This window comes from Ferroplasma acidarmanus Fer1 (assembly GCF_000152265.2).
In the GTDB taxonomy this organism is placed as follows: Archaea; Thermoplasmatota; Thermoplasmata; order Thermoplasmatales; family Thermoplasmataceae; genus Ferroplasma; species Ferroplasma acidiphilum.
The window spans coordinates 1022796-1047373 of the sequence record NC_021592.1 but is presented as its reverse complement, the minus strand read 5'-3'; the positions used below and the strand labels follow the sequence as shown (position 1 = coordinate 1047373).

Below are 24578 nucleotides of genomic sequence, written 5' to 3'. Positions count from 1 at the left end.
CATGAATGACTATTCGATTTTTAAGGAAATCCGGGAAAATATAGAAACCCTGGAACGGCATATGACTATAATTAAAACATTGCTTATGGAACAGCCATTGGGCATAATTAAAATGTCCCAGCAGACAGGCATACCGGAACATAAAATCAGGTATTCCCTTAGAATTCTGGAACACGAAGGGATTATTGAAGCATCAAGGGAAGGGGCTATTCTGACGTCTGATTTCCTGGGCAATAAGGATCAGATACTGAAAGCTGCAAGGGAAAGTTCCGAGGGCATCGAGAAGATTTACAGGGAATTGAAAAACATTTTAGAATCATCATGATATTAAAAAGAGACGGGGCAGTTCAAAATTATGCCATAAGGAGAGGAGTCCCTGAGGATGCTAAGGGGATTATTGAATGCATGCAAAGCGTCATGGATGAAAAAATTTACCTTGTCAGTGAATACTATTTATTGACAGAGCGTGGGGAGCGGGAAAGGCTCAAGAATAAGGATGACCTGACGCTTGTCTGCGAGTTGAATGGCAAAATTGCCGGGGTGACAACAATCCAGAGGGGCATGTACAGGAAAAACCGGCACGTTGCATCCCTGGGTATTGCAATAAGAAAAGAATACCGGCATATGGGTATGGGTACAGGGATGATACAGGATGCAATTTCATGGTCAAAGCAGCAGGGAATAGAGAAAATAAACCTTGAGGTATTTTCCAGCAACATCAACGCAATTCAGGCTTACAGGAATCTGGGGTTCCAGTATGAAGGTGTAAGGAAGAGGCAATTTCTGATTGGCGACAGGTATGTTGATGATGTGCTTATGACATATTTTACATCTGCGTGGAATGAGGATTAGGCTTATGCTGTCTGACATAAACATTTAAATTTATAAATCTTATCAGCAATTTATAATGGGAAATCAGAAACCTGTAAATATTCTGGCAAAATACTTTTTCATATTTATAGGTTTTACTATCCTCCTGTTTATTATTTATAAATTTGTTCCGATCACCATATTAAAAAAAGATTATCCGGGAACTTCCATCAACGTCCTTGGATTGCGCGAAAATGATTTTTTCCAGTATTTTTATTTTCTTTATGCCCTTATCACCGGAAAAATGGGAAACGTGAATACTTTGCTTTATTCAGGCACAGTAAAAAGTGCAGTCTCAATTATTCTTCCTGAAACAATATTTTTTCTGGTTATCACATTCCTCATATCATATGCACTTGCCTATTTAATTGGTTTCTACTCAGGAACAACATTCAGAACCGTTAGAAGGTTAAGCATGAGCATATTTCCGCTGCTATTTCTTTACATGGTATCCGGGCTTACACTTGTTACAGTTTTTTCTGGAATCCTCGGATGGTTCCCCTCCGGTAGCATACTTTCAATACATTCAATTATAGGGCATAGCTGGATTTCATATTCCGGGCAGGGATTATTTATTACATCCCCGACAAACATAATTATACTGGATAGCATTATACACAATTCACCTGTTGTGTTATTTGATTATCTGAAACATATGGTATTGCCATTTATAGCCCTGTTAGTGCCAACTACCATATACCTTAGTGTGTATATAAGCCATGAAGCATCTATAGAGTACAACAGCAGTTTCATGAGGGCCGGAACAACAAGGGATGCGTTCAGGGATAATTATATATTATACGTAAAAAGAGGGATCCGTTCCAGGCTTCTTGAGGAATTAAAACCTGTATTTCTTATATTCATGGGAGGTCTGGTTCTTATAAGTTTCATTTTCTCATATATGAACCTGGGCGAGTTTGCAGTTTATTCGTTTATGAATTATAATTTCGGGTTTATGGGGGGGCTATACAGTGTATTTATGCTTGCTATAATAGTAATTATATTTGATGCCATTATAGATTTGCTCAACAGGGAGGTCAAACATGCGGATTAATTTAAGGCAGGCCTTGATATTTATAAGTTCTCTGGTTATCTTCCTCTATTTGCTGGTCTTTGTTCTGGATATCATATATCCAGAGTACCTTGGTGTCCACAATCTCAGCACACTACTTTCATTCAGATACGGCCATGATATTGCACCACACTCACCTTCATTATCCTCTGGATGGAAATTATACCTTGGAACAACATATGACAGCATAATGCTATTGCCCGCCCTTCTTGGTTCATTAAAATTTGATTTCACGGTGATGCTTGCATCATTATTGATTTCATCCGCAGCTGGCATTGCAATTGGCTTTACAGCAGCGAAAATTGGAAAGGGTTACAGAAAAGCCATAATTTATATAACTAAGATTTTCTCCAGTGCTCCATATATACTGGTTATGCTTCTGGTGCTCTATGTCGCCAGGCCCATGGAGATCGGAATAATTATTGCAATTTCTACCGGATGGTCTCCATTCTACATTTTAAGGGCCATAAAATTTTTTGATGATAATACTGGAAACAGGCAACAATATAGTTATAAAAAAATTCTGGCTGGTTTTGCACCTTATTTTATTACTGATTTAGGTGCCATTACAGGCGTAGTTACAATAATTACATATTTCGGGTTCTATTTTCATAATCCTTTCATAGTGGATATAGGAAATCTAATGTACCTGGATGGAAACATAAGCACTTTTATCCAGTCCGGTGTCTGGTGGGTAATAATTTTTCCACTTGCGTTTATTACAGTGTTTATTGGATTTGCTGCGCTTTTAAGCTATGAACTGAACGGGGGTACGGACGATGCCACAATATGATAATCAGGAAAATGAAAATTCTATTTCTTTCAGGGAATTTAGCATAAAATTAAACGGAATCACTGAGATAGAAAACCTGAATATTGATCTGGGATGGGATTGCGATGTGCTCTTATATTCCAGAAATAGGAATATTTCTAGAATAACAGGGCTTTTTGTTTTTGATATATTTAACAATATGGAACCGGATGGAAAATTGATGCACGGTGGAAGGGACATGGTTGAACTTATAACTAAAATAAAAAAGTTCAGGGTCAACGGGAACAGGATAGGGATCCTGGGGCGCTTACTGGGTGATATATTTCCCATACCGCCTGATCCATTGGATGCTTTCGATCCCGGAATAAAGATTTCCAGCCAGATACTTGATTTTGTCCCATATCAGACGAGGATAGAGGCACTTAATGCCATAATAAGGAGGGAAATGATTAAGCTTGTTGAAATAAGGGAAATTATAAAAAATTTTGATGCTGCAGAAGATAAGCTTACCTATGCAATTATAAAATCACAGGATTTTGGTGTTCTCCCAAAGTATACAGAAATGTATAATATCCTTAAATCAGAATCGAAAGATAGGGAAAATTTGCTAGCAGGTCTGATGATAGGCCAAAAAACCGGTGTTAATCTGGCTGATATGGTTATGTTGAGGAATTATTACAGATACAGGTTAACTCTTGACGGGCTTAATGGAGAAATTTGTGAATGTAACGTAAAGGGAAAATCATGCCATAAAATCCATAAGAAGAGGAAGTCCGTTATGAAAAAGGGAAGGAAGGATTTCAATTTTATGAATTTTAAGGTTGCAAAATCATACAGTGAAAATATTTTAAAAATTGAAATTATTAATCTGGTTAAAAGTTATATGAACATTACAGGTATTCAATATGAAGAAGGCATCTATGACATATTTCCCACAGATGCAAATATTTCAGACCTCTACAAGCTTTTGACCTGCCTTGCGTTTCTAACAGGAAAAAGTGTTATAATTGCCGATATTACCCTTAATCCAGGTCATGCAACAGAAATTGTTGAATTCATAAAACGGCTTAAATCGATACAGAATATGGCATGCCTGTATATCTGTACAGATGATGAAGTTGCTGAAAACAAAAATAGAATATTTGACAGGGTTATAAGGGCATAGGGCTATATTGAAAGCCTGTTGAAAATAACAATTCCCTGGCTATCGAATGTGCCGTTCCCGGCAGTTATATAATTTTGCAGGTAAAGCTTCGTATTTATGCTCCTGGAGGTATTTATGTACAGATAAAGGCTGTTCATAAGTGATTTTGTTTTAACGAGATTTGTCTGGTTATAATTCATAACTAGACTGGATATATTGGAATTTAACTGGCTCATAATAATTGACTGGTTCATATGGCTTGCAGTAAATGAATAATTGCTGAATCCATTATTGTAGGCGTGGGTATAGTTCATAGTGCTGCCCAGGTAACTATAATATGCGGATAAATTCATGTTTTCTGCAGTTATAGTTTCATATATGGGCATAGGGTTCAATCCTGAATATGTGTATTCATTGAAGAACGACACTGGCTCTGTAACAATGGAAAAACTGGAGCTATTATTTGTCATTTCCTCAAGGTTAGCAGCAAATTGGGACAGATTTGGACCGGAAACCAGCGGCATGGCAAATATAGGAATCTCCAGCGGTTTGTTATTATACTTCCCGGAAGGGTCAATATGGAACCTGCTCGAGGTATTTGTATTACTAATAAATGACTTCCACAAAGCCTCCGCGGATGTTAAATTATTTCCAGGATAGGCTTCCATGAAAGCCTCCCTGACGGTTATGTTAGAAAATAAGTTTGCGGGAAAATTCACATTGTCTGTATATTTTCCCAGAATAGTTTTATTTACATTGGCATTAAAGTCGTATATGGTTGAAACGTTATAAGAATTATTATATGGTTTAACAGTTGTTAAATATGAAGTATATGGATATGTGTTAGGGAAAATAGCCAGCTGGGAAGTATTAAATCTTAAATCCTGATAAATAGATGGATACTGGCTTATGTAATCAATTGTAACTGAATTTATTGTAGGAACGCTGTTATTGGCATTTCCAATGAAAAACGGGTTTCTTACCATTGTGATGTATTCACCAGGAACTGAAGATAATATCATATAGGGGCCATCTGAAATGGCACCTGACATTGTATATGTTTTATTGCTGTTCTCAAACGTCCTAACCCCTGCTGACGACAATGTTAAATTTTCACCGTTCTGCAATAAATAAGAATATGACGATATAAATGTCCCTGGAGAAGAAAGTATGCTGAATACTGTATCTGGTTGAAGTTTTGCTGTAAAATTCAGGGTAACCGTCTGTGTGGAATTATCATATGTAATTGCATTCTTTATATTTGTATAATTATCTGTGCTATGGTAATTCCCCGGCAGGAGATACTGGGCAAGTAGCCATCCAGGGGTCTGTGGCTCTTTATTTTCCAGAAGGAGGTCCATAACAAGTGAATAATAAACATCGTAAGCCGTTACCGGTTGGCCTGTAGAAAATTTAGCCTTGCTGCTTATATTGAAAGTATAGCTGTTGCCATGAATCCCATGTGGGGATGGGAGGGAAGCTGCAATTTCAGGGAAGTACCCGGAACTGCCATTTCCTACAAGGGTTTCCTCTATGTTGTCAAGTATTTCAAGTTCAGATGTTGTATAAGCTTCCTGTGGATTAAGATTTGAATATGGCGTAAGGCTATCCATCACTATTGAATTGTTAACGGTGTTAATATATAATTTCGCGGCTGGGTTTACCGGAATATCCATGTAATAATAAGTTGTATAATTTGTTCCAGCCTTATTGGCTGTAGTAGTTGAAAGTTTTAGCATATAATATCCAGTATTAACTGTAAGTGTGTCATTATTTCCAGGAGAAAGTGTTTTATTTAAACTCCCATTTTTATAAACATACAATGTCTGGTTTAGTATTGTGAATGTTGAGTTTGAAGGATTGCCTGCATTGCTGATGTTCATTCCTATAGTTGTGTTATTGCTATATATATTAGAATTTGCGACTACAGGAGAAATGGAGCTTTTCAGAATTGTGAGTGTTCCTTCCGCCGTTCTATTGCCGGTGCCTGCACTTTCAACATAAACAGGGATGTATGTGTTGAATTCCTCCGGCCCTGATGTAAAATTTGCTATGTAGTATATATAGTATATGCCAGGGCTATTATATATGTGCGATACTGATACTGTTTCCTGTGTATAGTTTAATGCTGTACTGTTGCCGTCTCCCCAGAAAATTGTCAGCGTTTTATAGGGTTCATTTGCTTTCAGTGATATTGTATAGTTGCTCCCGGTTTTCAGATAATTTGGAGCGGTATCCACAGAAATATCAGGAGATTTAGATTCAGGGTGTAATAGAGAAAGGACCCCTAATGATGATATTATAAGTACGAGAACTATAATTACAGCATACCATTTTTTTCTTGTAGACCTTGGTTTTTTTGGATAAGTCTCGGGATCTGGCATGCTGGATTTCATGCAGACGTTATTTAAAATTGGATAATTAAGGTTTTCTAATAGTGGCATATACACATAAACAAAACCCGGGCATACCGTTTCAACTACACTGAATAAATTTACAGAAGGTTGAATTCAAACAGCCAGTGCGTTATAATATCTTTAAAATCAGGTTGCATGGCTTTTCAGATACCCGGAAAATGTAATAATCAGGATTATTTATTTTATAACCACTTGACTATGATATGTTCAACTATATTATATAAGAAATTGATGTTATTTATGCTGGTTGTTTATGTCCATACAATAAATTATTATTCCCATATTGCCGCATCAACCTGCAATCCAGCACCTATAATACAAAATAATATAAATGATTGTATTATCCAATTTTATGAGTATTAAAGCCGTTGTTATGGCAGGTGGGAAGGGTACTCGCTTAAGGCCTATAACATATTCAATTCCAAAACCAGTGGTTCCAATTGCTGGCAAACCATGCATGCTGTATTTGCTGGACTCCTATTACAATGCTGGAATAAAAGATGTTATAATCACAACAGGATACAAATTCAGTTCGCTGATAACAAGCATTATAGAAAACAGGCATAATGACCAGGCTATACTCTTCTCAGTAGAGAAAGAACCCGCAGGAACAGCTGGAAGCGTAAAAATGGTCTCAAATTTTATAGATGATACTTTAATTGTTGGAAGCGGAGACATACTTTCTGATTTTAATATTTCAGATATAATAAATTTTCATAAAAAAAACAAGGCAATGGTAACAATAGTCTTAACTGAAGTAGAAGATCCGAGGCAATTTGGAATAGTAGAAATGGAAAATAACAGGATTGTTAGGTTTTTGGAAAAACCGGACAGGGACCAGACATTTTCCCATATTGCCAGTACGGGAATTTACGTTATAGAACCAGAAATTCTGGATTATATAACAACAATGCCCTATGATTTTGCCAAGGACCTGTTTCCGGAACTTATGAAAAGAAACATAGATATATATGGTTATATGGGAAAGGGTGTATGGCTTGATACTGGAAGGCCTAATGACCTTATAACGGCAAATCAGATTATGGTGGAGAAATATGGCAAACCAAGCAATGTGGATTTTATAAAAGGGAAGAATATAATACTTGATATGGCAGGAATCCATAATACAGGGATAGACAAATGCTATATAGGAAGAAACATAAAGGCAGGTGATAATGTATATATCAAATATTCAGCCCTTTATGATAATGAAGTTATTGGGAACAATGTTGAAATAACAAATTCTCTGTTGATGGATAATGTTACCGTCAGGGAAAATACCAAAATCAGGAATTCGGTGATAATGAAAAACTGTGTAATAGGTGAAAACTCGGAAATCGTGGACAGCATAATTGCCCCGGATATGGATTTACGTGGAAAATCCAGAATATATAATGTTTCACTTGCATCCAAAGTCATAGAAGATGAAATATAAATGATAGGTATAATGCTATGATGAATATTGCTATGGCAATTGATATATAAACCATCTTTTTATCATTTCCGAATATTATAGGAATTGGTCCTATCATCAGGAAACCACCAAAATGTGATTCATTTTCTTCTTTTTCATGTTCTGATTCCGTGTATATGCCGTATTCCCTATTGTATTCTTTATTCGAATTTAAAGGAAAAGATATGAACAGTAAAATTATTCCGGAGAAAATGAGAATAAACGGGATAAATGCCAGAGGGCTGCTGCTAACTATAAATGGGAAGAAAAGCAAAAAGCCTGCCCTGGCAAGCCCTTCTACTGCGAGGGTGAACAATATGGCAAATCCTGATAATATCAGGAGAATTCCTGCATATAAACTATTTGAACTGCCGTTTTTCCCTGGCATTTTAATATCACCACCGGAGCTTATAACCGGTACATTATTTAGTTTATCATTTTAATTTTGCCATATTATGTTTAAGATAGTTAAATCAACAACATTTCAATAATTTAATTTGAAATCTGGATCACGACCCCTTCGCAAGGAAGCCTATGACTTCAGTCATAGGAGGAGTTGCGACAATTTTATATATTGAGTTTATATTTGAATATTGTGCTCAAAACCCTTCAAATCAAGTTGCTTCCAGACGATAATCAGAAGGCTCTACTCCTTGACACATTCAGGCAGTTCAATGAAGCATGCAACTTTGTCTCTAAAATAGCATGGGATAATAAAATATACAATAAAATATCCCTTCAGAAATTAGTATATTATGATATTAGAAACAAATTAGGGTTATCAGCACAGTTAACCATAAGAGTTATTGCAAAGGTTGTGGACACCTACACAGTTGATAGATCAGTATTCCATGAGTTCCGTGAGTATGGCTCAATTGTATATGACCAGAGAATAATGAGCTTTAAAAGTATGAATGAAGTAAGCCTTAACACCATTAAGGGAAGAATAAGAATACCTATAACCATTGGAAAATATGCTGATATACCCTTTGATATGGTAAGGGGCCAATGTGACCTTGTAAGAAAGCATAAAATTTTCTATCTAATGGTAAGTATTGATATACCGGAACAACCAGTTATTGAACCTAAGAATGTTATAGGTGTAGATATGGGTATAGTAAACATCTCCGTGGACTCCACAGGCAAATACTATTCCGGAGATGAGATCAAGAATGTAAGGGAACACAATTTAGATCTCCGTTCCAGATTGCAATCCGTTAATACTAAATCAGCAAAAAGGCATCTTAAAAAGCTTTCAGGAAAAGAGCATAGGTTTGCTACAAATACCAACCATATAATATCCAAAGAAATAGTAAATAAAGCCAGAGGCACCTCTTCCGCTATTGCCATTGAAGATCTCAGTGGTATAAGAATGAGGGAAACTGTTAAAAAAGGAAATAGATATATCCATAATTCATGGGCTTTCTACCAGCTCAGGCTGTTTATAGAATACAAAGCTATGGAAGCAGGCATTCCCGTTATTGTTATAGACCCACATAACACAAGCAGGGAATGCCCTAACTGCCATACTATATCTAAAAAAAACAGGCCTGAGAGGTCAGTTTTCAAATGCATTTCCTGTGGATTAAAGGGAGAAGCAGATTATATTGCTTCCCTTAATATCAGGAACAGGGCTGTTGCCAACCAGCCTATTGTAGCGGGTGATTTTATTGTCCATTGTGACAGCCCAGTTGCAAGCTCACTGCTTTAGCTGTGGGTAGTTGACGGAGTATGCAACCGATATAGCTAATAAATTTAAATCTTCGTTCCACTTAAAATAAATTATAAAATATGAAAAATTGCTGGTAAATGTAATATGCAAACTAAAAACAGGATTAAAGGAAACCTGCTTTCTGCAATATTAAAAGGTCTTCTGTAGTTAGCTGCTCTCCTGCCTTGAATTTCTCATACAGTTCAGAAGCCTTTTCCTGGAGTTCAGATTCCTTTTCCTTTCTCTTTGTGACTTTTGATTTATTCCTTATGGAATATATAGCCTTCTCCATGTCCTTGAGCTCTATTTTTGCCTTCAGGAAAGCTGCGTGTTCTGCTTCGGACTCCTGGCTATATTTAATAAATGTTTCGTGATTCTCGTCAGCGACCTTGCGAACCTCATCAAGCTTTTGGAGTTCATCGTTAATTTCATCACTGAGCTGTGAGATCCTGTTTGACAGATCTTCTATTTCCTTTTTATATCCTTCTCCTACAGTCCTTTCTTCATTGATCTTGTCAGTAAGTTCCTTTACATCGCCATTCTTTAAAAGTTCCTGCTCCCTGAGTGTTTTTGACTTTTTTATTTCATTGTTTAACCTTCTTATTTCAACAATGATTTTATTTTCTTCGTCCTTTTTCAACTCGGTTGTCTGCTGCCTTCTCTCAAGGTACTGCAACTCTTTCTCTTTAGCTTTAATGTCCTTAATATCAATATTGGTACCAAGGCTTGACCTGTACTCACGTAGCTGCTTTTTCAATTCAGAAAGATTTTTGTAATGAACTTCCTTTTCGTCCCTCAAAGTTTTAATTTTCTCAATTAACTCATTTTTTTCAGCGATTTTTTCCTTTGCGTGTTCACGCATTTCGTGGGTTTTCTGATTTAACTCATCACGGATCTTCGCGTACTTCTGGGCTTCTGCATTGGCTTCATCTCGCTTTTTAATATGGAGTTCTACTTCATCTCTGATTGCCTCTTTTTTTGTCTCAAAATCTTCCAAAAGGTCTGTCATGCTAACACTTCGATATCTTATTTCAGATAATACGGAAGGATTAGTAAAAATCCATTTCACATATATCTGCAATTAAAATTTGTATTTAAAAAGACTATATAAGTATTACTGTTAACTAACAAATACAACAATATTATAAATTTGCTTTAAAATTATATAAAATTATATAACAAATAATGATAAACAAAAATGCATGGTGGCAACATATACGACTTTGCCCGGGAAAATCAGGCAAGTTTGTCCAGTATACTGGATTTCTCAGCCAGTATAAGTGATTTTAACAGGATTAAAAATTTTATTATAAAAAAAGAATATATAGAAAACTATCCGGAAACAAACCTGGCTGCATATAAAAAGATTCTGGCGGGCAATGAATTTAATCCGGCTAATATTTCTCTGGTTTCAGGGCTTACAGCATTCATTCATACGTTCCTGGCATCAATTAAAGGCAATGTAATTATTATTTCTCCTTCCTTTACAGAATATCTGAAACCTCAAATTGAGGGAAAGAGAATAATTATTCCTTTTAATGTTGTAAATGATCATCCTGAGATTTTAAGTAATTTCAATTTTGAAGCATTATTTCTTGTATACCCTGATAGCCCCACAGGGCAGTTGATGAGCTCTAGCAGCATTTATTCCATAATAGAAATTGCAATGAAGAAAAATTCAACAGTATTTCTGGATGAGTCATTCATATGGTTTGTAAATAATAGGGAAATAATGGAAAGAGAATTGATTGAAAAATATAACAATGTTATAATCGGGAGGTCAATGACAAAAATACTTTCAATTCCGGGATTAAGGCTCGGGTATATTGCATCTAACAGTACAACAATACACAATATTGAAGAGAAGCTGGAACCCTGGAGAATCAATCAGGCAGCCCTTGCATATATAGATGGGAACATACAGGATTTAAGCAATGTGGCACTGAGCACAGAAACAGAAAGAAATTATCTTATAAAATCCCTTAAAAATATAGGTTTCCGTACTGTGGGAAAGCCAAGGGCAAACTACATAACATTTCAATTGCCAGCCAGTATTGATGGCTCCAGGCTTAAAGCATATCTGGCAGGTAAAAATATAATGATAAGGCTGCTGGATGATTACAAACGAATTCGGAAGCAACTATATGAGAATCAGTGTAAAAAAAAGGGTTAAAAATAAAGTTTTAATTAACGCCTTAAATTGTTATACCGGTGAAATACATGGTTAAAATGATACAGGTTCTCGGAACTTCCTCAGATTCAGGGAAAAGCACACTGGCTATGTCCCTTTGTTACTATTTCTCCGGAAAAGGCTATAGAGTTGCACCGTTTAAGGCAGTAAATATGTCCCTGAACTCCATATCTTTGAAGGATTCTTCTGAAATATCAAGGGCGCAGTGGCTTCAGGCTATTGCAGCAGGAGCAGAGCCTTCTAAATATATGAATCCATTTCTTATAAAACCGGAAGGGATGGGGAAATCACAGATTATAGTAGAGGGAAAATCTATAGGAAGCATGAAAATAGAAGAGTATTACAGTTATCTGAAAAATAATGCTCAAGCAATAATAAAGGGTGCAATAGATAGGCTTTCCGGTGAATATGACATTATAATATCCGAAGGTGCAGGTTCGGCTGCAGAGATCAATATGCAGGATCGTGATTTTGCAAATTCATATGTTTCCAGCATGTACGGTACCCCTGCAATTCTAATTTCAGATATTGAGAGGGGGGGCGTCTTTGCATCCCTTTATGGCACTGTAAAACTCATGCCTGATAGCAATCTTGTAAAATACCTGGTAATAAACAGGATGAGAGGAAATTCTGAAATGCTTTCTCCAGGAATATTAAAACTGGAGGAACTAACAGGAAAGAAGGTTATCGGGGTTATCCCATATTCTGGTATTTCCCTTCCAGGTGAAGATTCATTAAATTATAATAAGCCGGCTATACAGAACCATAGAATTTGCATAATAAAATATCCACATATGGAAGTTTACAGTGATTTTGACCCATTTTACCTGCTCAATATTGGATTCACATTCGTGGATAAGGACAATATTGATGCCCTGGACAGATGCGATGTTATAATATTGCCAGGGTCAAAACTTGTGGGTGAGGATCTTCATTATATGGAAAAATATGGCATAGCCAGCAAATTGATAGCACTTCAGGCCACGAAAACAATAATTGGCATATGTGGGGGGTATCAGATGCTGGGCAAGCGGGTCATAGATACTGATAATGTGGAATCCGCGGAAAAGGAAATAAAATGCCTGGAAATACTGGATATAGAAACAGAATTTAAAAATAAAAAGATTACAGGTGCTGTGAGCTACACCCTGAATGATAAGATTTTTCCAGGTGAAATTCATGGAGAAGGTTACGAAATACATTATGGGTCAATAGTGAGGAACATGGAGCCACCCCTGGCATACATTGATGGAAAGCCTGAGGGGTCTGTACGTGGAAATATATATGGGACAAACATACACGGAATATTTGAGAATAGGGCATTACTGAATCGCCTGCTGAATATTGAGAGCGGAGATTATAGAAAAACCCTGATTAAAAATATAGATGCAACCTCAAAACTATTTACCGGGAATATGAATATGGAACTGCTAGAAGATTTGATATTATGATTGAATTGCTTGTCCTGGCATTGTTAATTTTATTTTTTTCTATTTTATTTGATGTTGTTATAGGGGAACCCCCAAACAGGATACACCCCGTAGTTTTTATAGGCATTACCATATCAAAGCTAAAAACACGGTTTATTTCAAAGAATAATAAAATAGCAGCCGGATGTTTTTTTCTTATTTCTATCATACTTATAAATACGGTTCCATTAGTTGCCGTACTGTATTTATTATACATAGCTAAAAATACAATATTGCTTATTCTTTTCGCTGTTATCTATATATATTTCCTTAAAAGTACATTTTCTATAAGGGGTATGGGAACACATGTAAACAGAATTATAAATGCACTGGAAAAAAGTGATCTGGATTCAGCTAAAAAATACACATCTATGGTTGTCCGGCGGGATACCTCCAGTATGGATTCTGAAAAAATAGCATCCGCTGCAGTAGAAACTATTGCAGAAGGATTTGTAGATGGATATCTAACTCCCATGTTCTTCTATGCGTTTTTTGGCATCGCTGGTGCAATGGTGGCCAGAGTTATCAATACTATGGATTCCAATATAGCATATCGTGACAATACCCACTATGAATTCGGGAGGTGCACTGCGATTGGAGATTCTATTACAAACTTTATCACTTCAAGAATGGCACCGTTTATGTTCAGCATCAGTGCTTTCCTTCTGGGTATTAAATACGCAAAAACCAGGATAATAAATACAACAGACAGCCTGAATGCAGGATACAGCATTGGGGCAATGGCTAAAGTGCTTGGTATCAGGCTTGAGAAATCCGGTGAATACATAATAAATCCTGATGCAAAATCCCCTGGTGTTAATGATATAAAGAAAGCAATGCACATATACTACCTTTCCTCAATTCTAACCCTGCTGATATTTGTTATTCCTGTAATGCTTGTCCTGTTTGTTTTGCATATCTTTCTCTTATTCTAAATAAAATATCCTTTAATGAATTTAAACATGATTTCAGCAGAAGTATTATAATATCGTGGCAATGGCAATTTATGGAAATAGTTGAAGGCAATAATGTTTATAACAAAATTACAGACAGGCATGATATACTTTATATTCTTCTTGGAGGTACAACTCAGGTATCAACAATTCCAGGTATTTCTGCGGCAGGTGCATCTCCAGAGCTTACCAAACTGACACCTGTACTGGATTCTGAAATAATATCAGAAGGGAAATGCATAAGCTATGATGTTGTTCCAATGACAGAAGAGGGCATTCCTACACCGTCAATAATAACAAGGGGCGCCAATGAAGTATCGGGCATAAATACCTTAATTATGGACGCTGGATTTATCCAGGATCCTGCAATTCCATTCATAAAAACATCACTGGGGAGTGCGGGTGATGGATCAAAGGAAAGGGCGTTGCAATTTTATGAAAGAGCAAAGGCCTATGGGAGTTATCTCGGAAATTTGCTTGATGGAAGGTATAAATTTATATTTCTGGCAGAAAGTGTTCCTGGAGGTACCACAACTGCCCACACTGTACTTTCCTCCATTGGCATTGGTGAAATGACAAGCAGTTCAATGAAAAATTCTCCAGATGCAATAAAAGAATCATTTACAGCCCGTGCACTGGAGAGAACTGGACAGTTGCCTGGTTATAATGATAGCGTGGCTGAATTCGGTGATTATATGATGGCAATTTCCCTTGGGATTAGCAGTGTTATTAAAAAATCAACATTATTTTATGCAGGAGGTACCCAGATGGCAACAGTATTTTACCTTGACAGGCTGATAAATGGCAATAATAACAGGTATGTCTTCACAACAGGCTATATTATGAAAGATAAGGATAAACTTATGAGAAAACTTGCCGGGCAAAGCGTATTATATGCAAACATGAATTTTTCCGGAATAACGGGATTAAAATATTACGATGAAGGATATGTAAAAGAAGGCACTGGATTCGGTGCGGCTTTCGGAGTATCGTACCTCCTTGGCGGCAATACTGCACCAGTATACAGCAATATAAAAAAAGTGTACAGATCCTTCCTGAAATGATATTATTGCCATATGGAGTTCGATAGTTAATTGCCTGAAATTATTTTATAACATTATATATGGCCTCGAAAGACATGGACATTAAACGGGAAATAAATGGCCTTTTTGGTGTGAGATTTTTTATAGAATTTGTTCCTGTTTTTGCTTTTAATTCATCAACCACAGTTTCCAGATTGGCTATGCCATCTATTAGCCCATTTTTCTTTGCCTGTTCTGCAGAAAATACAAGCCCTGTTGCAATCTCTTCCATGATATCTTCACCAAGGTTTCTTCTCTTTTTGACCTCTTCCCTGAATACTGAGTAAACGTCCTTCATAATATTGTTATAAATGGCATTTTCCTCCTCCGTCATTGGCCTGAATGGAGAATTTATATCCTTATATTTTCCAACCTTATTTATCCTCATTTTTATGCCCAGAGTATCAAGGAATTCTGAAAAGTCAGGTGACATGCTTATGACGCCTATTGAACCCACAAGCGATGTCCGCATAGCAAATATTTTTTCTGCTGAACATGCAAGCCAGTAGGCTCCGGATGCGCCTATTCCCTCTATCAGGGCATAAACCGGTTTTTTACTGGATATTTTCATTAATTGATTATAGAGTATTTCTGTGGCGTTGGCATCCCCTCCTCCAGAGTTTATAATAAGAAGCAATGCTTTTACCTTATTTTTCTTTTCTATATAACGCAGGGCAGGCATATAGGTGCCCGGCGAACTCCCTGTTATTGTACCTTTGAAATTTAAAACGCTAATATACATGTATTAATATGTAACTCTATTTATTTAATTTATTGTTAATACTGCTGGAAAAACCTTCAAGGGTTCCCAGCGGGTCAAGGGAGTTGTAAATAGATCTCCCGATTATTACATAGTCAGACCCTAAAAGCATTGCATTTACTATATCGCCGCCCTGGGCACCTACACCCGGGGAAATTATTTTTAATCCTTCTGAAAGTTCTTTGACTTTTTTAAGGTAATAGGGGCGGTTTCCCGGTGCAACCAGCCCGTAAACACCGGCCTCCCTTGATATTTTTATGAGTTCCTCCGTAATATTGTCAAGATATGACTCCTGTGACATTGAAACAACGGAAAATACTTTCATATTTCCAGCGCTTTTAACGACAGCTTTCAATGAATTTAACCCGGTAAATGAATGGCTGATTATACCATACCCGCCATATTCTTTTACCTTTGTTGTAATCATGCTCACAGTATTATCTATATCAGCAAGTTTAAAATCACATATTATATTTGCATATTTAGAAAGGTCCCGGACAATTTTTATCCCATTTTCTAGAATTACGGGCCAGTTAATTTTTATTGCAAATACCTTTTCTCCAACAGTTCTGGCCAGTTCCATAGCTGTATTGTAATCATAAACATCCAGCGCAAATATAATCTTACTTTCCATTGTTGTATATTTATTATGCGTATATAATAGATATGCGAAGGCAAGCATATAATTAAATAAACAGTTTTAATCAGAAGCCATGGATAAGAAAAAATTTATACAGTCAGGAATGATAAAATTCGGTGATTTTACCCTAACATCAGGAAAGAAATCAACATATTATGTGGATATCAAGGAAGCATGCACAGACCCTGCAACATTGTCTGAAATTTGTGATGACCTGGCAGGGAAAACCATATACGACACTGTTGCAGGCATGGAGCTGGGCGCTGTCCCGTTAATAGTAGGAATATCATTAAAAACCGGCAAACCGTATATAATAATAAGAAAGGGAGAAAGGGAGCATGGGACAAAAAAGCAGATAGTTGGAAATATAATTTCTGGAAGCAGAATAGACCTTATAGAAGACGTTGTTACTACCGGAAACTCGTTATTAAAGACTGCAAAGATACTCAGAGATAATGGGGCCATAGTAGACCACGCTGTATGCGTTGTTGATAGGGAATCCGGAGGAGAAGAGCTTTTAAAAGAAAATGGAATAAAACTGGAATCTGTGGCAAAAATATCTGAACTCTTATGAAAATATATCGTCTATTCTTCCAAGTTCTATTGATGTAGTAGCATTTCCAACCAGTATGCCGCTGGAATTTGCCAGAATTGATGCGCCGATGTAATAACTCCCATAATTGGCAGTTCCTGTTTTTACAGGGAGATGAAATATATCGCTTAAATTTTTTATTTCTTCTTCGCTTGCCTCAGGAGAAACAAGCATTCCTTTATTATTTAGAACAGCGACACTCCCAACTGTACTGACTCCAGCAATTGGTGTTTTTATTACCTCAACGCCAAGTGTATCGGCTATTGCCTTCTCAGAAGATTCAGTAAATGATGGGTGTATTACTGCAGCCCTATCGCTGGTTATAATATTATTTCCTATTGCATTTAACCGGTCCTTTAGAAAAACCAGCCTCCGCCCTCCAAGGTCGAGTCCGGAAAAATCCTCTTTGCTGGAGAGCCCGGAAACTACAATTCCATTTGAATTGAAGACAAGCATTGTGCCTATGAGGCTGAAGTTATCAACTATTACGCCGGCTGTTTTTACCTCTAGTGTTTCCTCTATTGAGAGGCGTGTTTCCTCCGGTATATTTCTGGGCAAAAAGGCAAAATCGTTGAATACCTTTGCGTATACGCCAATAAAATCACTTTCGAATATGGATAATTTTTTAATCATAATATTACGGGAGAATTATTTCTGTTGTGCCATCTTCCAGTTTAATGATTTTCAGGCTTATCTTTGTGGGTATATGCTCTCTCCCTCTGTCCCATATAAGTTCATTTACCTTATTATCTATCCATATCTTCTCTACTTCTGACTTTGTATACCTTGAAACTGCTTCCTTTATTATGCCTATAGCAGTGTCAGCTCTCCTGCGCCTTGAGGATGACCTTGCACCTCTGAGTGATACTGTTATGAGCTCTTCTGTTGATAATTCATTATTCTCTGCCATCTTTTACACCTATAGTTTTAAGTTGGACCTTCTCCAGTTCTTCCTTTTAGGATTCTGTGTCATTTTCCTGTCGGTTTTCATCATAACCCATCCAGGAACCCTCCTGTTTGAATTTACATGCTTCATTAATCTAATTTTCTTGCCAAGTGGCTTGTTTTTACTCATATTCATCTCCTCTCTATCTTTGTTTCCCTTGTGTTGCCTATCAATCTTGAAAGTATTCCCTTTAATTCTTCATCGCCTATAACCCTGTTGATTCTGCCCATACCGGCAAGCTGGATTAGTTGATTTTCAACATTGCTTACCAGATCCGGCCTTACAAGCTTAAGTGTGCTCAGTCTTTCACGTGCTTCTGTTGATAATATCTGGCGTAATATCTGTTGCCTTCTGGCTTCTTCCTCCTGGATCTGCTTTCTATTTTCCTCGTCATACTGGCCTTGCTGCTGATTTCTCTGCATTTCTTCGAGTTTTCTTTGCCTTATCCTATTTAACTCGTCATCATTATCCATTTACAACACCATTACCAGATATTAATACAATATTCATAAGATTTTTTATTAAAGGTATTTTTCAAAAACCTTATCCTTTTCGGCAAGGCTTTTCATTACTTCCTTCGCTGCCTTATCCAGCATGGACTGGCCTGCAGGTGTAAGTGACCTGCCTGTCCTTGTGTCTTTCTTGAGATATCCTAGCGCCTCAAGGGACTGAAGTATATTCCTGATTATAAATCTGCTTCCCTGCACAGGATGGTATCTCTTGGTGCCTCTATCCTGGCGACTGCCATATTCCTGGCTAAGCCTTGATATTCCTATATTTGTATTAAGATATACCTTCCTCATAATGGAAGCTAACCTTGTATAGTACCAGTCATCCTGTACCCACGCACGTTCCTTGCCTATACCATCCTTAAGGTAATTTACCCAGTCCGGTATCTCAACATTTTTCTCTTTAAATTCTGATGCAAGCTTATTTAGCAATAAATCTGCAGGAACTTCTTTAACATCTACCATATTATCACGATGCAGGTTTATTTATAAACTATTTATAACATTTTCGTTATTTTTAAAAATTTTTGGCTTTGCAATAAAAAATAATAACATAATAATATTTACAATCAGGTCTGTATAAGCATAATATAATATGCTATAGAATAATAAAAATGATAGGCCCAGAGCCAGGCCGACAGATATTCCAAGTAAAAGTATAGATAAAATAAATATAAATAGCATCGGATAGGTTCCAAAGGAATAATAATTAAGGTTTGATGTTCCAGGCGGAAGTTTTTTCAACAGGCGATTGATGTTTACCGTGAGTATAATATAAAAAAGTGTTATAGCATCAATGAGTTCGAAAAGATCGATTAACCCGATTTTGTGGCTGATCACTATGGTCACAACCGTGAATGCTATTGCAATAACCGAGAATATAATTAAACCAAAGATACTCTTATAAAAGGCAATAGACTGCTTCTTAATAGGCAATGAATTTAGAACTTCAATTCCCTTTCCCTCAACAACAAGCAGAAAAATTGCGTAAAATGAGGACACAAACTCTACCAGGTAGAGCAGGGTAAAAAATGAAGAACTGAAGCCATCTCCTATGCCAACTCCAAGGAAAAATGGAATTACAAATAGTACAGGCAGGAATATATATGATAGGTTCTGGGGTTTTCTGAAGGTACTTTTTGCATCCTTTTTAAGGAAAGCTGCAAGCATTTTATTCCCTTTTATGTTTGAATATACCTTTTCACTTGATTCGTTTTCCTCAGATGTCATGAGAATATTGTATATTTTCTCCCTTAAAGCAAAATATATGAAAACCACAATTGCAAGAAACAAAAGCGACAGGAGTATTTCTATTATCCTGTAGATTAGGGGGAGGGTATAATTTAAATATACAATATATTCTAAATTTATTGGAAATGCAAATATTCTGACATAATATGGAAGAGCGGCAATTGCACTGCTAACATAGCCAAAATAAGATGGATCTTCGATTAGAAGATAAAATGCCCCCAGGAAAAGGAAAAGTACCAGAATTTTAATTACATTTTTAATTGATGTGTGTGTTTTTGCCTTTTTCCCGGAATATATAAACAGTAGGGATGAGATAATAAAACTGACCATGAGCACAAGGAATGCGTAAATTATAGCCAGGAATATAGTTTCATAGTCATGTGTAAGAAGATAAAAAAATATGGCAGATGGGAAAACAACAAAAATATATGATGATGAATTGTAAATAAACCAGGATATAAATGGGACGTTGACATTGACCTTGATCGGGATTGACTTCAGAGGGGCCATTATATTGTTGCTATATACAGAGTTGAAAAAAACGATGGAATTATAAATGCCTATTATGAAGAGATAGAGAAACACAATAAGCCCGAAGGAAGCTAGCGCTGCTGTATCCTTCTCTTCAAAATAAACAGAATCAAGAAGCACAAAAATCATTGTAAAAAGTATTGCATTTGCGATATATGTCATCAATATATTTCTTGTGAAGTATGATTGTTTATTTATGGTATTTACGCTCCGCTGAAATTTTGGGGTATCTTTTAAAGCAAGATACCGTTGCTCAACCATTATTAATTTGCTTAAGAATAATGTCTGGTTTTTCATTTTATAGATTCCCTCAGAGAGTCAAGCAGATTGTCAAGGTCCTCGTCTCCGGTCAGTTTAAGGAATACCCCCTCAAGATCACTGTTGTTTGACCCTGCTTCACTTTTTAATTGATCAAGATTGCCGGTTCCGGCTATGTTCCCGTTATATAATATAGAAATGGTATCGCAGACGGTTTCCGCTATTTCCATTATATGGGTGGAAAAAATTACTGTTTTGCCCTTTGCTGTCATATCTTTTAATAGTTCCTTAATAATTTTTGATGATTTCGGGTCAAGACCATTCATGCCTTCATCCATGACAATTATTTTCGGGTCGTGTATTAAAGATCCGATAATAGCCACTTTTTGTTTTGTCCCGAACGATAATGACCCTATGAATTCATTAAGGTATTTCCCTATTTCAAGGGCATTGGAAAATGCATTTATCCGCTCTTTCAAAACGGAATCCTCGATTTTAAACACAGATGCAAGAAAGTTGAAATATTCTATGGGGGTAAGTGATTCGTATAATGCAGGTGTTTCCGGTATATACCCTGTTATGGATTTTATATTGTCTGAGTTGCCGGTAAGATTCATGCCATCAATCACAACTTCCCCTGAAGAAGGCGGCAATATTCCTGCAAGTATTTTCAATAATGTAGTTTTGCCGGAACCGTTGGGCCCAAGTATACCATATATCTGGCCACCGGCAATAGATAAACTGATACCATTAAGTGCTGTAGTGGTTCCATAACGTTTGTACAGATTCGTTACTTCTATTGTGTTCAACGATTTTAATAGTCATATCTATTATAAATATTTTTGTTGCAATGCATATATTATTTGCAGCAGGTTCTTGCCAGTATCCATTATCACAGCAGTGAAATGTGGAATATTATATGGAATATTTCTCCAGCGGCAAAGGTTGCTGCAGCAGCACCCAGAGCTAACAGTGAGGCCCTGAGCCCGGATTTAAGAATAGGTGTGTTGAGTGAAAGTGCCACAATAGAATTGGAAATCATCTGTGCTATGAAAACGAGTATTACTGAAAGTGCTACCGCCATGTACTTTTGAAAAAAAACAAAAGGCAATATGGGAATCACCGCCCCTGTTATATAGGAAATTGCTGTATTGAGTGCAGAAATTGTGGCTTCTGAAGAGTATTGATTGATCATGTTTTCCAAGCCCTTGCTTCTGGAAAATATATGTTTCCTGTTAAGCATGGCAATTTTATATTCTGATTCAGATTTCTGTGCCAGATATGCCCCCAGGGTCATGCTGAATGTTCCACTTATACCCACAACTACCCCGCTCAACGCAATATCTATATGGCTTGTGATTATTGCGGACAAACCGACCAGGGTTGCAAGGACCTCAACAAGGCCATCACTCATGCCATATAAAAAATCCCTGCTTTTTTGAATGTTTTTAACACTTTTTGATATTTTATTTGCAAATATCTCCTCATGCTGCATTTCAGAGGATATGAGGTCATTTACCTTTTTTTTATAATCATCTTCCTGCTTATAACTTTCAAGATAGGTTTTATATTTCCTGATAGACTGATATTCACCGTGTTCAAGGAGATTGATTATGAGATTTTTCCCAACTATGACCCTGATAATTTTCATAAAAAAAAATTTGGTTCTTCTGTATGTGATTTTATTTATGTCTACGTTTGATGATTTCAGAGACTGCCCCCAGAAATTTGCATGTTCATTTTCTATAGTAGCCAGTTGCTTGAAATTCTCCTTAAGTTCCGGGTCTTCTGTTTTTCTATACATATAAGTATAGAAAATCATGTCTGTCAGTTCATCGCGGAGAAATTTTATTTGATACCGGGAATTTGAAGTACCAACCATATATCTTTATAGATCAATTATATAAAACTTCTTTTGATAATTTTGGTTAACCTATGAAATTTTTGGGATTAAATTTTAATCTTCTACATATAACTTATGCCAGCCTAAATCATAGAATTTTTATATTTTTTTATTCTGTTACATAGAAATAGCACAAAATGTACACATGATAAAGTATATAACTGTCTAAATATTATAATTTTATGGAAAACGATGTATTGTTGAACGGCGTTAGAATAACAACTGAACTACCGGGGCCTAATGCAAAAAAAATTATGGCAGAGGATGAAAAATATCTGGCAACATCCACAAAGTCATTGCCTGTAGTTGCATACAGGGGCCAGGGGTGTTATATTGAAGATGTTGATGATAATGTTTTTCTTGACTTCTCCAGCGGAATAAGTACAACAAACATAGGTTATGGCAATGAATATGTTATCTCAAAAGTCCAGGAACAGCTGCATAAATTGTGGCACTTTGCAGGAACGGATTTTTACTATAGCGAGCAGGTAGAAGCAGCAAAGGCACTGATAGGAGTATCACCTGGCAGCCACGACAAAAAGGTTTTTTATGCAAACAGCGGTGCTGAGAGCAATGAAGCATCACTGAAACTGGCAAGGAGCTATACAAAAAGGCCACAGTTTATCGGATTCATAGGCGGATTCCATGGAAGAACAATGGGGGCACTGTCATTTACGGCATCACAACCAGTGCATCATGAGGGTTTCTTCCCGGAAATGGCCGGTGTTACACATATACCATTTCCAGACCCATATAGGAATCCATTCAACATAGATGGCTATGAAGAGCCTGAAGACCTGACAAATGCGGCCATAGATTATCTGGAAGATTATGTGTTTGGAAAGTTTTTGCCATCCAATGATGTTGCAGCTATACTTGTAGAGCCAATACAGGGTGAAGGTGGATATATTGTGCCACCGATGGATTTCCACAAAAAACTCATGGAGCTAGCCCATGATAATGAAATACTGTACATAATGGATGAGGTGCAGACAGGATTCGGCAGAACCGGATATTTCTTTGCTTCGGAATATTTCGGTGTTGACCCTGACATTATGTCTGTAGCCAAATCAATAGCCTCAGGAATACCTATGGGTGCATCTGTTGTAAAGAGCAAATATAATTTTGAGAAATCAGGGTTGCACTCCAACACATTTGGCGGGAACCTTCTTGCCTCTGTTTCAAGCCGTGCCACAATAGAAGAAATAAAAAATAAAAATATGGTTGAAAACGCAAGAAAGGTTGGAGATTACCTTAATAAGAGGCTACACGAATTGCAGGAAAAATATGATAACATAGGAGACGTTAGGGGGCTTGGATTAATGCAGGCAATAGACTTTGTTAAAAATAGAAAGACCAAAGCCCATTTCCGTGGGCTCAGGGATAAAACTATAGAGAATGCCTATAAAAACGGGCTCATATTGCTGGGTGCTGGTGAGAGCGCCATAAGGTTTATACCTCCCTTGATCGTGAATGAGAAACAGATTGACGAGGCTATAGATATACTTGATAACTCAATAAAAAAAGCCTTATGAATTTAAATAATTGACAAGGGTGGTGAGTGGCAATCCGCCCTCCCATCTCAGTATATAATTTCCTGTTCTAGTTATTTCCTGCTTTGGGAGAAGTTCATAAAGCCCGCGCATTTTTCCCCTGTACTGGTAATCGCTCTCTATTGAAAAAAATCTCCAGAAATCCCCTTTATAATTTTTTAACCTGTAGGCATATGTTATGAAAAGCCCGGATAGAATACACCTGTTATGGAGTTTTAAGGCCTGGTCCTGCTTTGTCCCGGAGGCTTCACTGAATGTTAATTGTGATCTGGAAGACGATTTTACTTCAATTACGAGAGAATAATCATCGCGCAGTGCCACAAGATCTGCACCAAATGAACCTGCTGCCCGGGCAACGTAAAATGGCTTATCCATCATTGTATATACCACATCCTTTGAAACGGGGTCAAGATTTTTCGTTATCCTATCCAGTGTGTTTTTCGTACCTATGAGTATATTCATTAACTCCCTTTCGTAGATGCTGCCATTCACTTATACCAC

Annotated in this window: 27 protein-coding genes; 13 read left to right on the top strand and 14 right to left on the bottom strand. The window is 36.8% G+C overall.

Features of this window, described 5'->3' with window-relative positions:
- Position 1 precedes the first annotated feature (1 nt).
- The 5 genes from FACI_RS05310 to FACI_RS05290 are packed head-to-tail and all read left to right on the top strand — an operon-like array spanning position 2 to position 3879.
- Complete coding sequence (locus tag FACI_RS05310) at positions 2 to 325, top strand: transcriptional regulator (RefSeq protein WP_009887104.1); 324 nt, start codon at positions 2 to 4, stop codon at positions 323 to 325.
- Positions 322 to 852, top strand: a complete 531-nt coding sequence (locus FACI_RS05305; protein WP_009887103.1) for a GNAT family N-acetyltransferase — start codon at positions 322 to 324, stop codon at positions 850 to 852. Before FACI_RS05310 ends, FACI_RS05305 begins: the two co-directional genes overlap by 4 nt.
- A gap of 55 nt (positions 853 to 907) precedes the next feature.
- A complete protein-coding gene (locus FACI_RS05300) occupies positions 908 to 1924 on the top strand; it encodes an ABC transporter permease family protein (RefSeq protein ID WP_009887102.1) in 1017 nt (338 codons plus the stop codon).
- Complete coding sequence (locus FACI_RS05295) at positions 1914 to 2735, top strand: hypothetical protein (protein WP_009887101.1); 822 nt, start codon at positions 1914 to 1916, stop codon at positions 2733 to 2735. The genes FACI_RS05300 and FACI_RS05295 overlap by 11 nt, the downstream gene beginning before the upstream one ends.
- Complete coding sequence (locus FACI_RS05290; RefSeq protein ID WP_009887100.1) at positions 2722 to 3879, top strand: hypothetical protein; 1158 nt, start codon at positions 2722 to 2724, stop codon at positions 3877 to 3879. The genes FACI_RS05295 and FACI_RS05290 overlap by 14 nt, the downstream gene beginning before the upstream one ends.
- Before the next feature lie 2 nt (positions 3880 to 3881).
- Here FACI_RS05290 and FACI_RS05285 read toward each other — a convergent pair whose 3' ends face one another.
- A complete protein-coding gene (locus FACI_RS05285; protein WP_187288936.1) occupies positions 3882 to 6242 on the bottom strand; it encodes an ABC transporter substrate-binding protein in 2361 nt (786 codons plus the stop codon).
- Positions 6243 to 6627: 385 nt separating this feature from the next.
- Between FACI_RS05285 and FACI_RS05280 the strand changes: the two genes are divergently transcribed.
- Positions 6628 to 7710, top strand: a complete 1083-nt coding sequence (locus FACI_RS05280; protein WP_019841585.1) for a sugar phosphate nucleotidyltransferase — start codon at positions 6628 to 6630, stop codon at positions 7708 to 7710.
- On the opposite strand, the gene FACI_RS09785 is transcribed toward FACI_RS05280, so the two are convergent.
- Positions 7691 to 8116, bottom strand: coding sequence for a TIGR00304 family membrane protein (locus tag FACI_RS09785; RefSeq protein ID WP_009887097.1), 426 nt, complete (start codon positions 8114 to 8116; stop codon positions 7691 to 7693). The genes FACI_RS05280 and FACI_RS09785 overlap by 20 nt on opposite strands.
- Before the next feature lie 207 nt (positions 8117 to 8323).
- Between FACI_RS09785 and FACI_RS05270 the strand changes: the two genes are divergently transcribed.
- The gene (locus tag FACI_RS05270; protein WP_019841583.1) at positions 8324 to 9439 is read left to right on the top strand and encodes an RNA-guided endonuclease InsQ/TnpB family protein; all 1116 of its coding nucleotides are present in this window, start codon (positions 8324 to 8326) and stop codon (positions 9437 to 9439) included.
- Between the two features lie 124 nt (positions 9440 to 9563).
- Here the strand turns inward: FACI_RS05270 and FACI_RS05265 are convergent, their stop codons facing one another.
- A complete protein-coding gene (locus FACI_RS05265; protein ID WP_009887095.1) occupies positions 9564 to 10448 on the bottom strand; it encodes a coiled-coil protein in 885 nt (294 codons plus the stop codon).
- A gap of 189 nt (positions 10449 to 10637) precedes the next feature.
- On the opposite strand from FACI_RS05265, the gene FACI_RS05260 reads away from it, so the two are divergent.
- The 4 genes from FACI_RS05260 (at position 10638) to FACI_RS05245 (ending at position 15116) form a co-directional block, all read left to right on the top strand.
- Complete coding sequence (locus tag FACI_RS05260; RefSeq protein ID WP_009887094.1) at positions 10638 to 11612, top strand: aminotransferase class I/II-fold pyridoxal phosphate-dependent enzyme; 975 nt, start codon at positions 10638 to 10640, stop codon at positions 11610 to 11612.
- Between the two features lie 47 nt (positions 11613 to 11659).
- Positions 11660 to 13081 (top strand): cobyric acid synthase, encoded by a 1422-nt coding sequence (locus FACI_RS05255; RefSeq protein ID WP_009887093.1) that lies wholly within the window; start codon positions 11660 to 11662, stop codon positions 13079 to 13081.
- Positions 13078 to 14034, top strand: coding sequence for a cobalamin biosynthesis protein (locus tag FACI_RS05250; protein ID WP_009887092.1), 957 nt, complete (start codon positions 13078 to 13080; stop codon positions 14032 to 14034). Before FACI_RS05255 ends, FACI_RS05250 begins: the two co-directional genes overlap by 4 nt.
- A 71-nt stretch (positions 14035 to 14105) precedes the next feature.
- The gene (locus FACI_RS05245) at positions 14106 to 15116 is read left to right on the top strand and encodes a nicotinate-nucleotide--dimethylbenzimidazole phosphoribosyltransferase (protein WP_009887091.1); all 1011 of its coding nucleotides are present in this window, start codon (positions 14106 to 14108) and stop codon (positions 15114 to 15116) included.
- Between the two features lie 40 nt (positions 15117 to 15156).
- On the opposite strand, the gene sppA is transcribed toward FACI_RS05245, so the two are convergent.
- Together sppA and pyrF are read right to left on the bottom strand one after the other, a co-directional pair.
- Positions 15157 to 15876, bottom strand: a complete 720-nt coding sequence (gene sppA / locus FACI_RS05240) for a signal peptide peptidase SppA (protein ID WP_009887090.1) — start codon at positions 15874 to 15876, stop codon at positions 15157 to 15159.
- A 16-nt stretch (positions 15877 to 15892) separates the two neighbouring features.
- The gene (pyrF, locus tag FACI_RS05235) at positions 15893 to 16528 is read right to left on the bottom strand and encodes an orotidine-5'-phosphate decarboxylase (RefSeq protein ID WP_009887089.1); all 636 of its coding nucleotides are present in this window, start codon (positions 16526 to 16528) and stop codon (positions 15893 to 15895) included.
- A gap of 79 nt (positions 16529 to 16607) precedes the next feature.
- On the opposite strand from pyrF, the gene pyrE reads away from it, so the two are divergent.
- Entirely contained in the window at positions 16608 to 17108 is a 501-nt protein-coding gene (gene pyrE, locus FACI_RS05230; protein ID WP_009887088.1) for an orotate phosphoribosyltransferase, read from the top strand.
- Here the strand turns inward: pyrE and FACI_RS05225 are convergent.
- The 8 genes from FACI_RS05225 to FACI_RS05190 form a co-directional block, all read right to left on the bottom strand.
- Complete coding sequence (locus tag FACI_RS05225; RefSeq protein WP_009887087.1) at positions 17103 to 17759, bottom strand: translation initiation factor IF-6; 657 nt, start codon at positions 17757 to 17759, stop codon at positions 17103 to 17105. The genes pyrE and FACI_RS05225 overlap by 6 nt on opposite strands.
- A gap of 4 nt (positions 17760 to 17763) precedes the next feature.
- The gene (locus tag FACI_RS05220; protein ID WP_009887086.1) at positions 17764 to 18036 is read right to left on the bottom strand and encodes a 50S ribosomal protein L31e; all 273 of its coding nucleotides are present in this window, start codon (positions 18034 to 18036) and stop codon (positions 17764 to 17766) included.
- 9 nt (positions 18037 to 18045) lie between these two features.
- Positions 18046 to 18201, bottom strand: coding sequence for a 50S ribosomal protein L39e (locus tag FACI_RS05215; protein WP_009887085.1), 156 nt, complete (start codon positions 18199 to 18201; stop codon positions 18046 to 18048).
- A 2-nt stretch (positions 18202 to 18203) separates the two neighbouring features.
- A complete protein-coding gene (locus FACI_RS05210) occupies positions 18204 to 18545 on the bottom strand; it encodes a DNA-binding protein (RefSeq protein WP_009887084.1) in 342 nt (113 codons plus the stop codon).
- A 48-nt stretch (positions 18546 to 18593) separates the two neighbouring features.
- Positions 18594 to 19046 carry a 30S ribosomal protein S19e gene (locus tag FACI_RS05205; RefSeq protein ID WP_009887083.1) on the bottom strand — a complete coding sequence of 151 codons (453 nt, stop codon included), beginning with the start codon at positions 19044 to 19046 and terminating at the stop codon, positions 18594 to 18596.
- A 21-nt stretch (positions 19047 to 19067) separates the two neighbouring features.
- Positions 19068 to 20660, bottom strand: coding sequence for a hypothetical protein (locus tag FACI_RS05200; protein WP_009887082.1), 1593 nt, complete (start codon positions 20658 to 20660; stop codon positions 19068 to 19070).
- Positions 20657 to 21430 (bottom strand): ABC transporter ATP-binding protein, encoded by a 774-nt coding sequence (locus FACI_RS05195; protein WP_009887081.1) that lies wholly within the window; start codon positions 21428 to 21430, stop codon positions 20657 to 20659. The genes FACI_RS05200 and FACI_RS05195 overlap by 4 nt, the downstream gene beginning before the upstream one ends.
- A gap of 83 nt (positions 21431 to 21513) precedes the next feature.
- Entirely contained in the window at positions 21514 to 22503 is a 990-nt protein-coding gene (locus tag FACI_RS05190; protein ID WP_009887080.1) for a VIT1/CCC1 transporter family protein, read from the bottom strand.
- A 203-nt stretch (positions 22504 to 22706) separates the two neighbouring features.
- Here FACI_RS05190 and FACI_RS05185 point away from each other — a divergent pair, with 203 nt between their 5' ends.
- Positions 22707 to 24059, top strand: a complete 1353-nt coding sequence (locus tag FACI_RS05185; RefSeq protein ID WP_009887079.1) for an acetyl ornithine aminotransferase family protein — start codon at positions 22707 to 22709, stop codon at positions 24057 to 24059.
- Here FACI_RS05185 and FACI_RS05180 read toward each other — a convergent pair.
- The gene (locus FACI_RS05180; RefSeq protein ID WP_148285732.1) at positions 24054 to 24569 is read right to left on the bottom strand and encodes a PDDEXK family nuclease; all 516 of its coding nucleotides are present in this window, start codon (positions 24567 to 24569) and stop codon (positions 24054 to 24056) included. The genes FACI_RS05185 and FACI_RS05180 overlap by 6 nt on opposite strands.
- Positions 24570 to 24578: the final 9 nt, after the last annotated feature.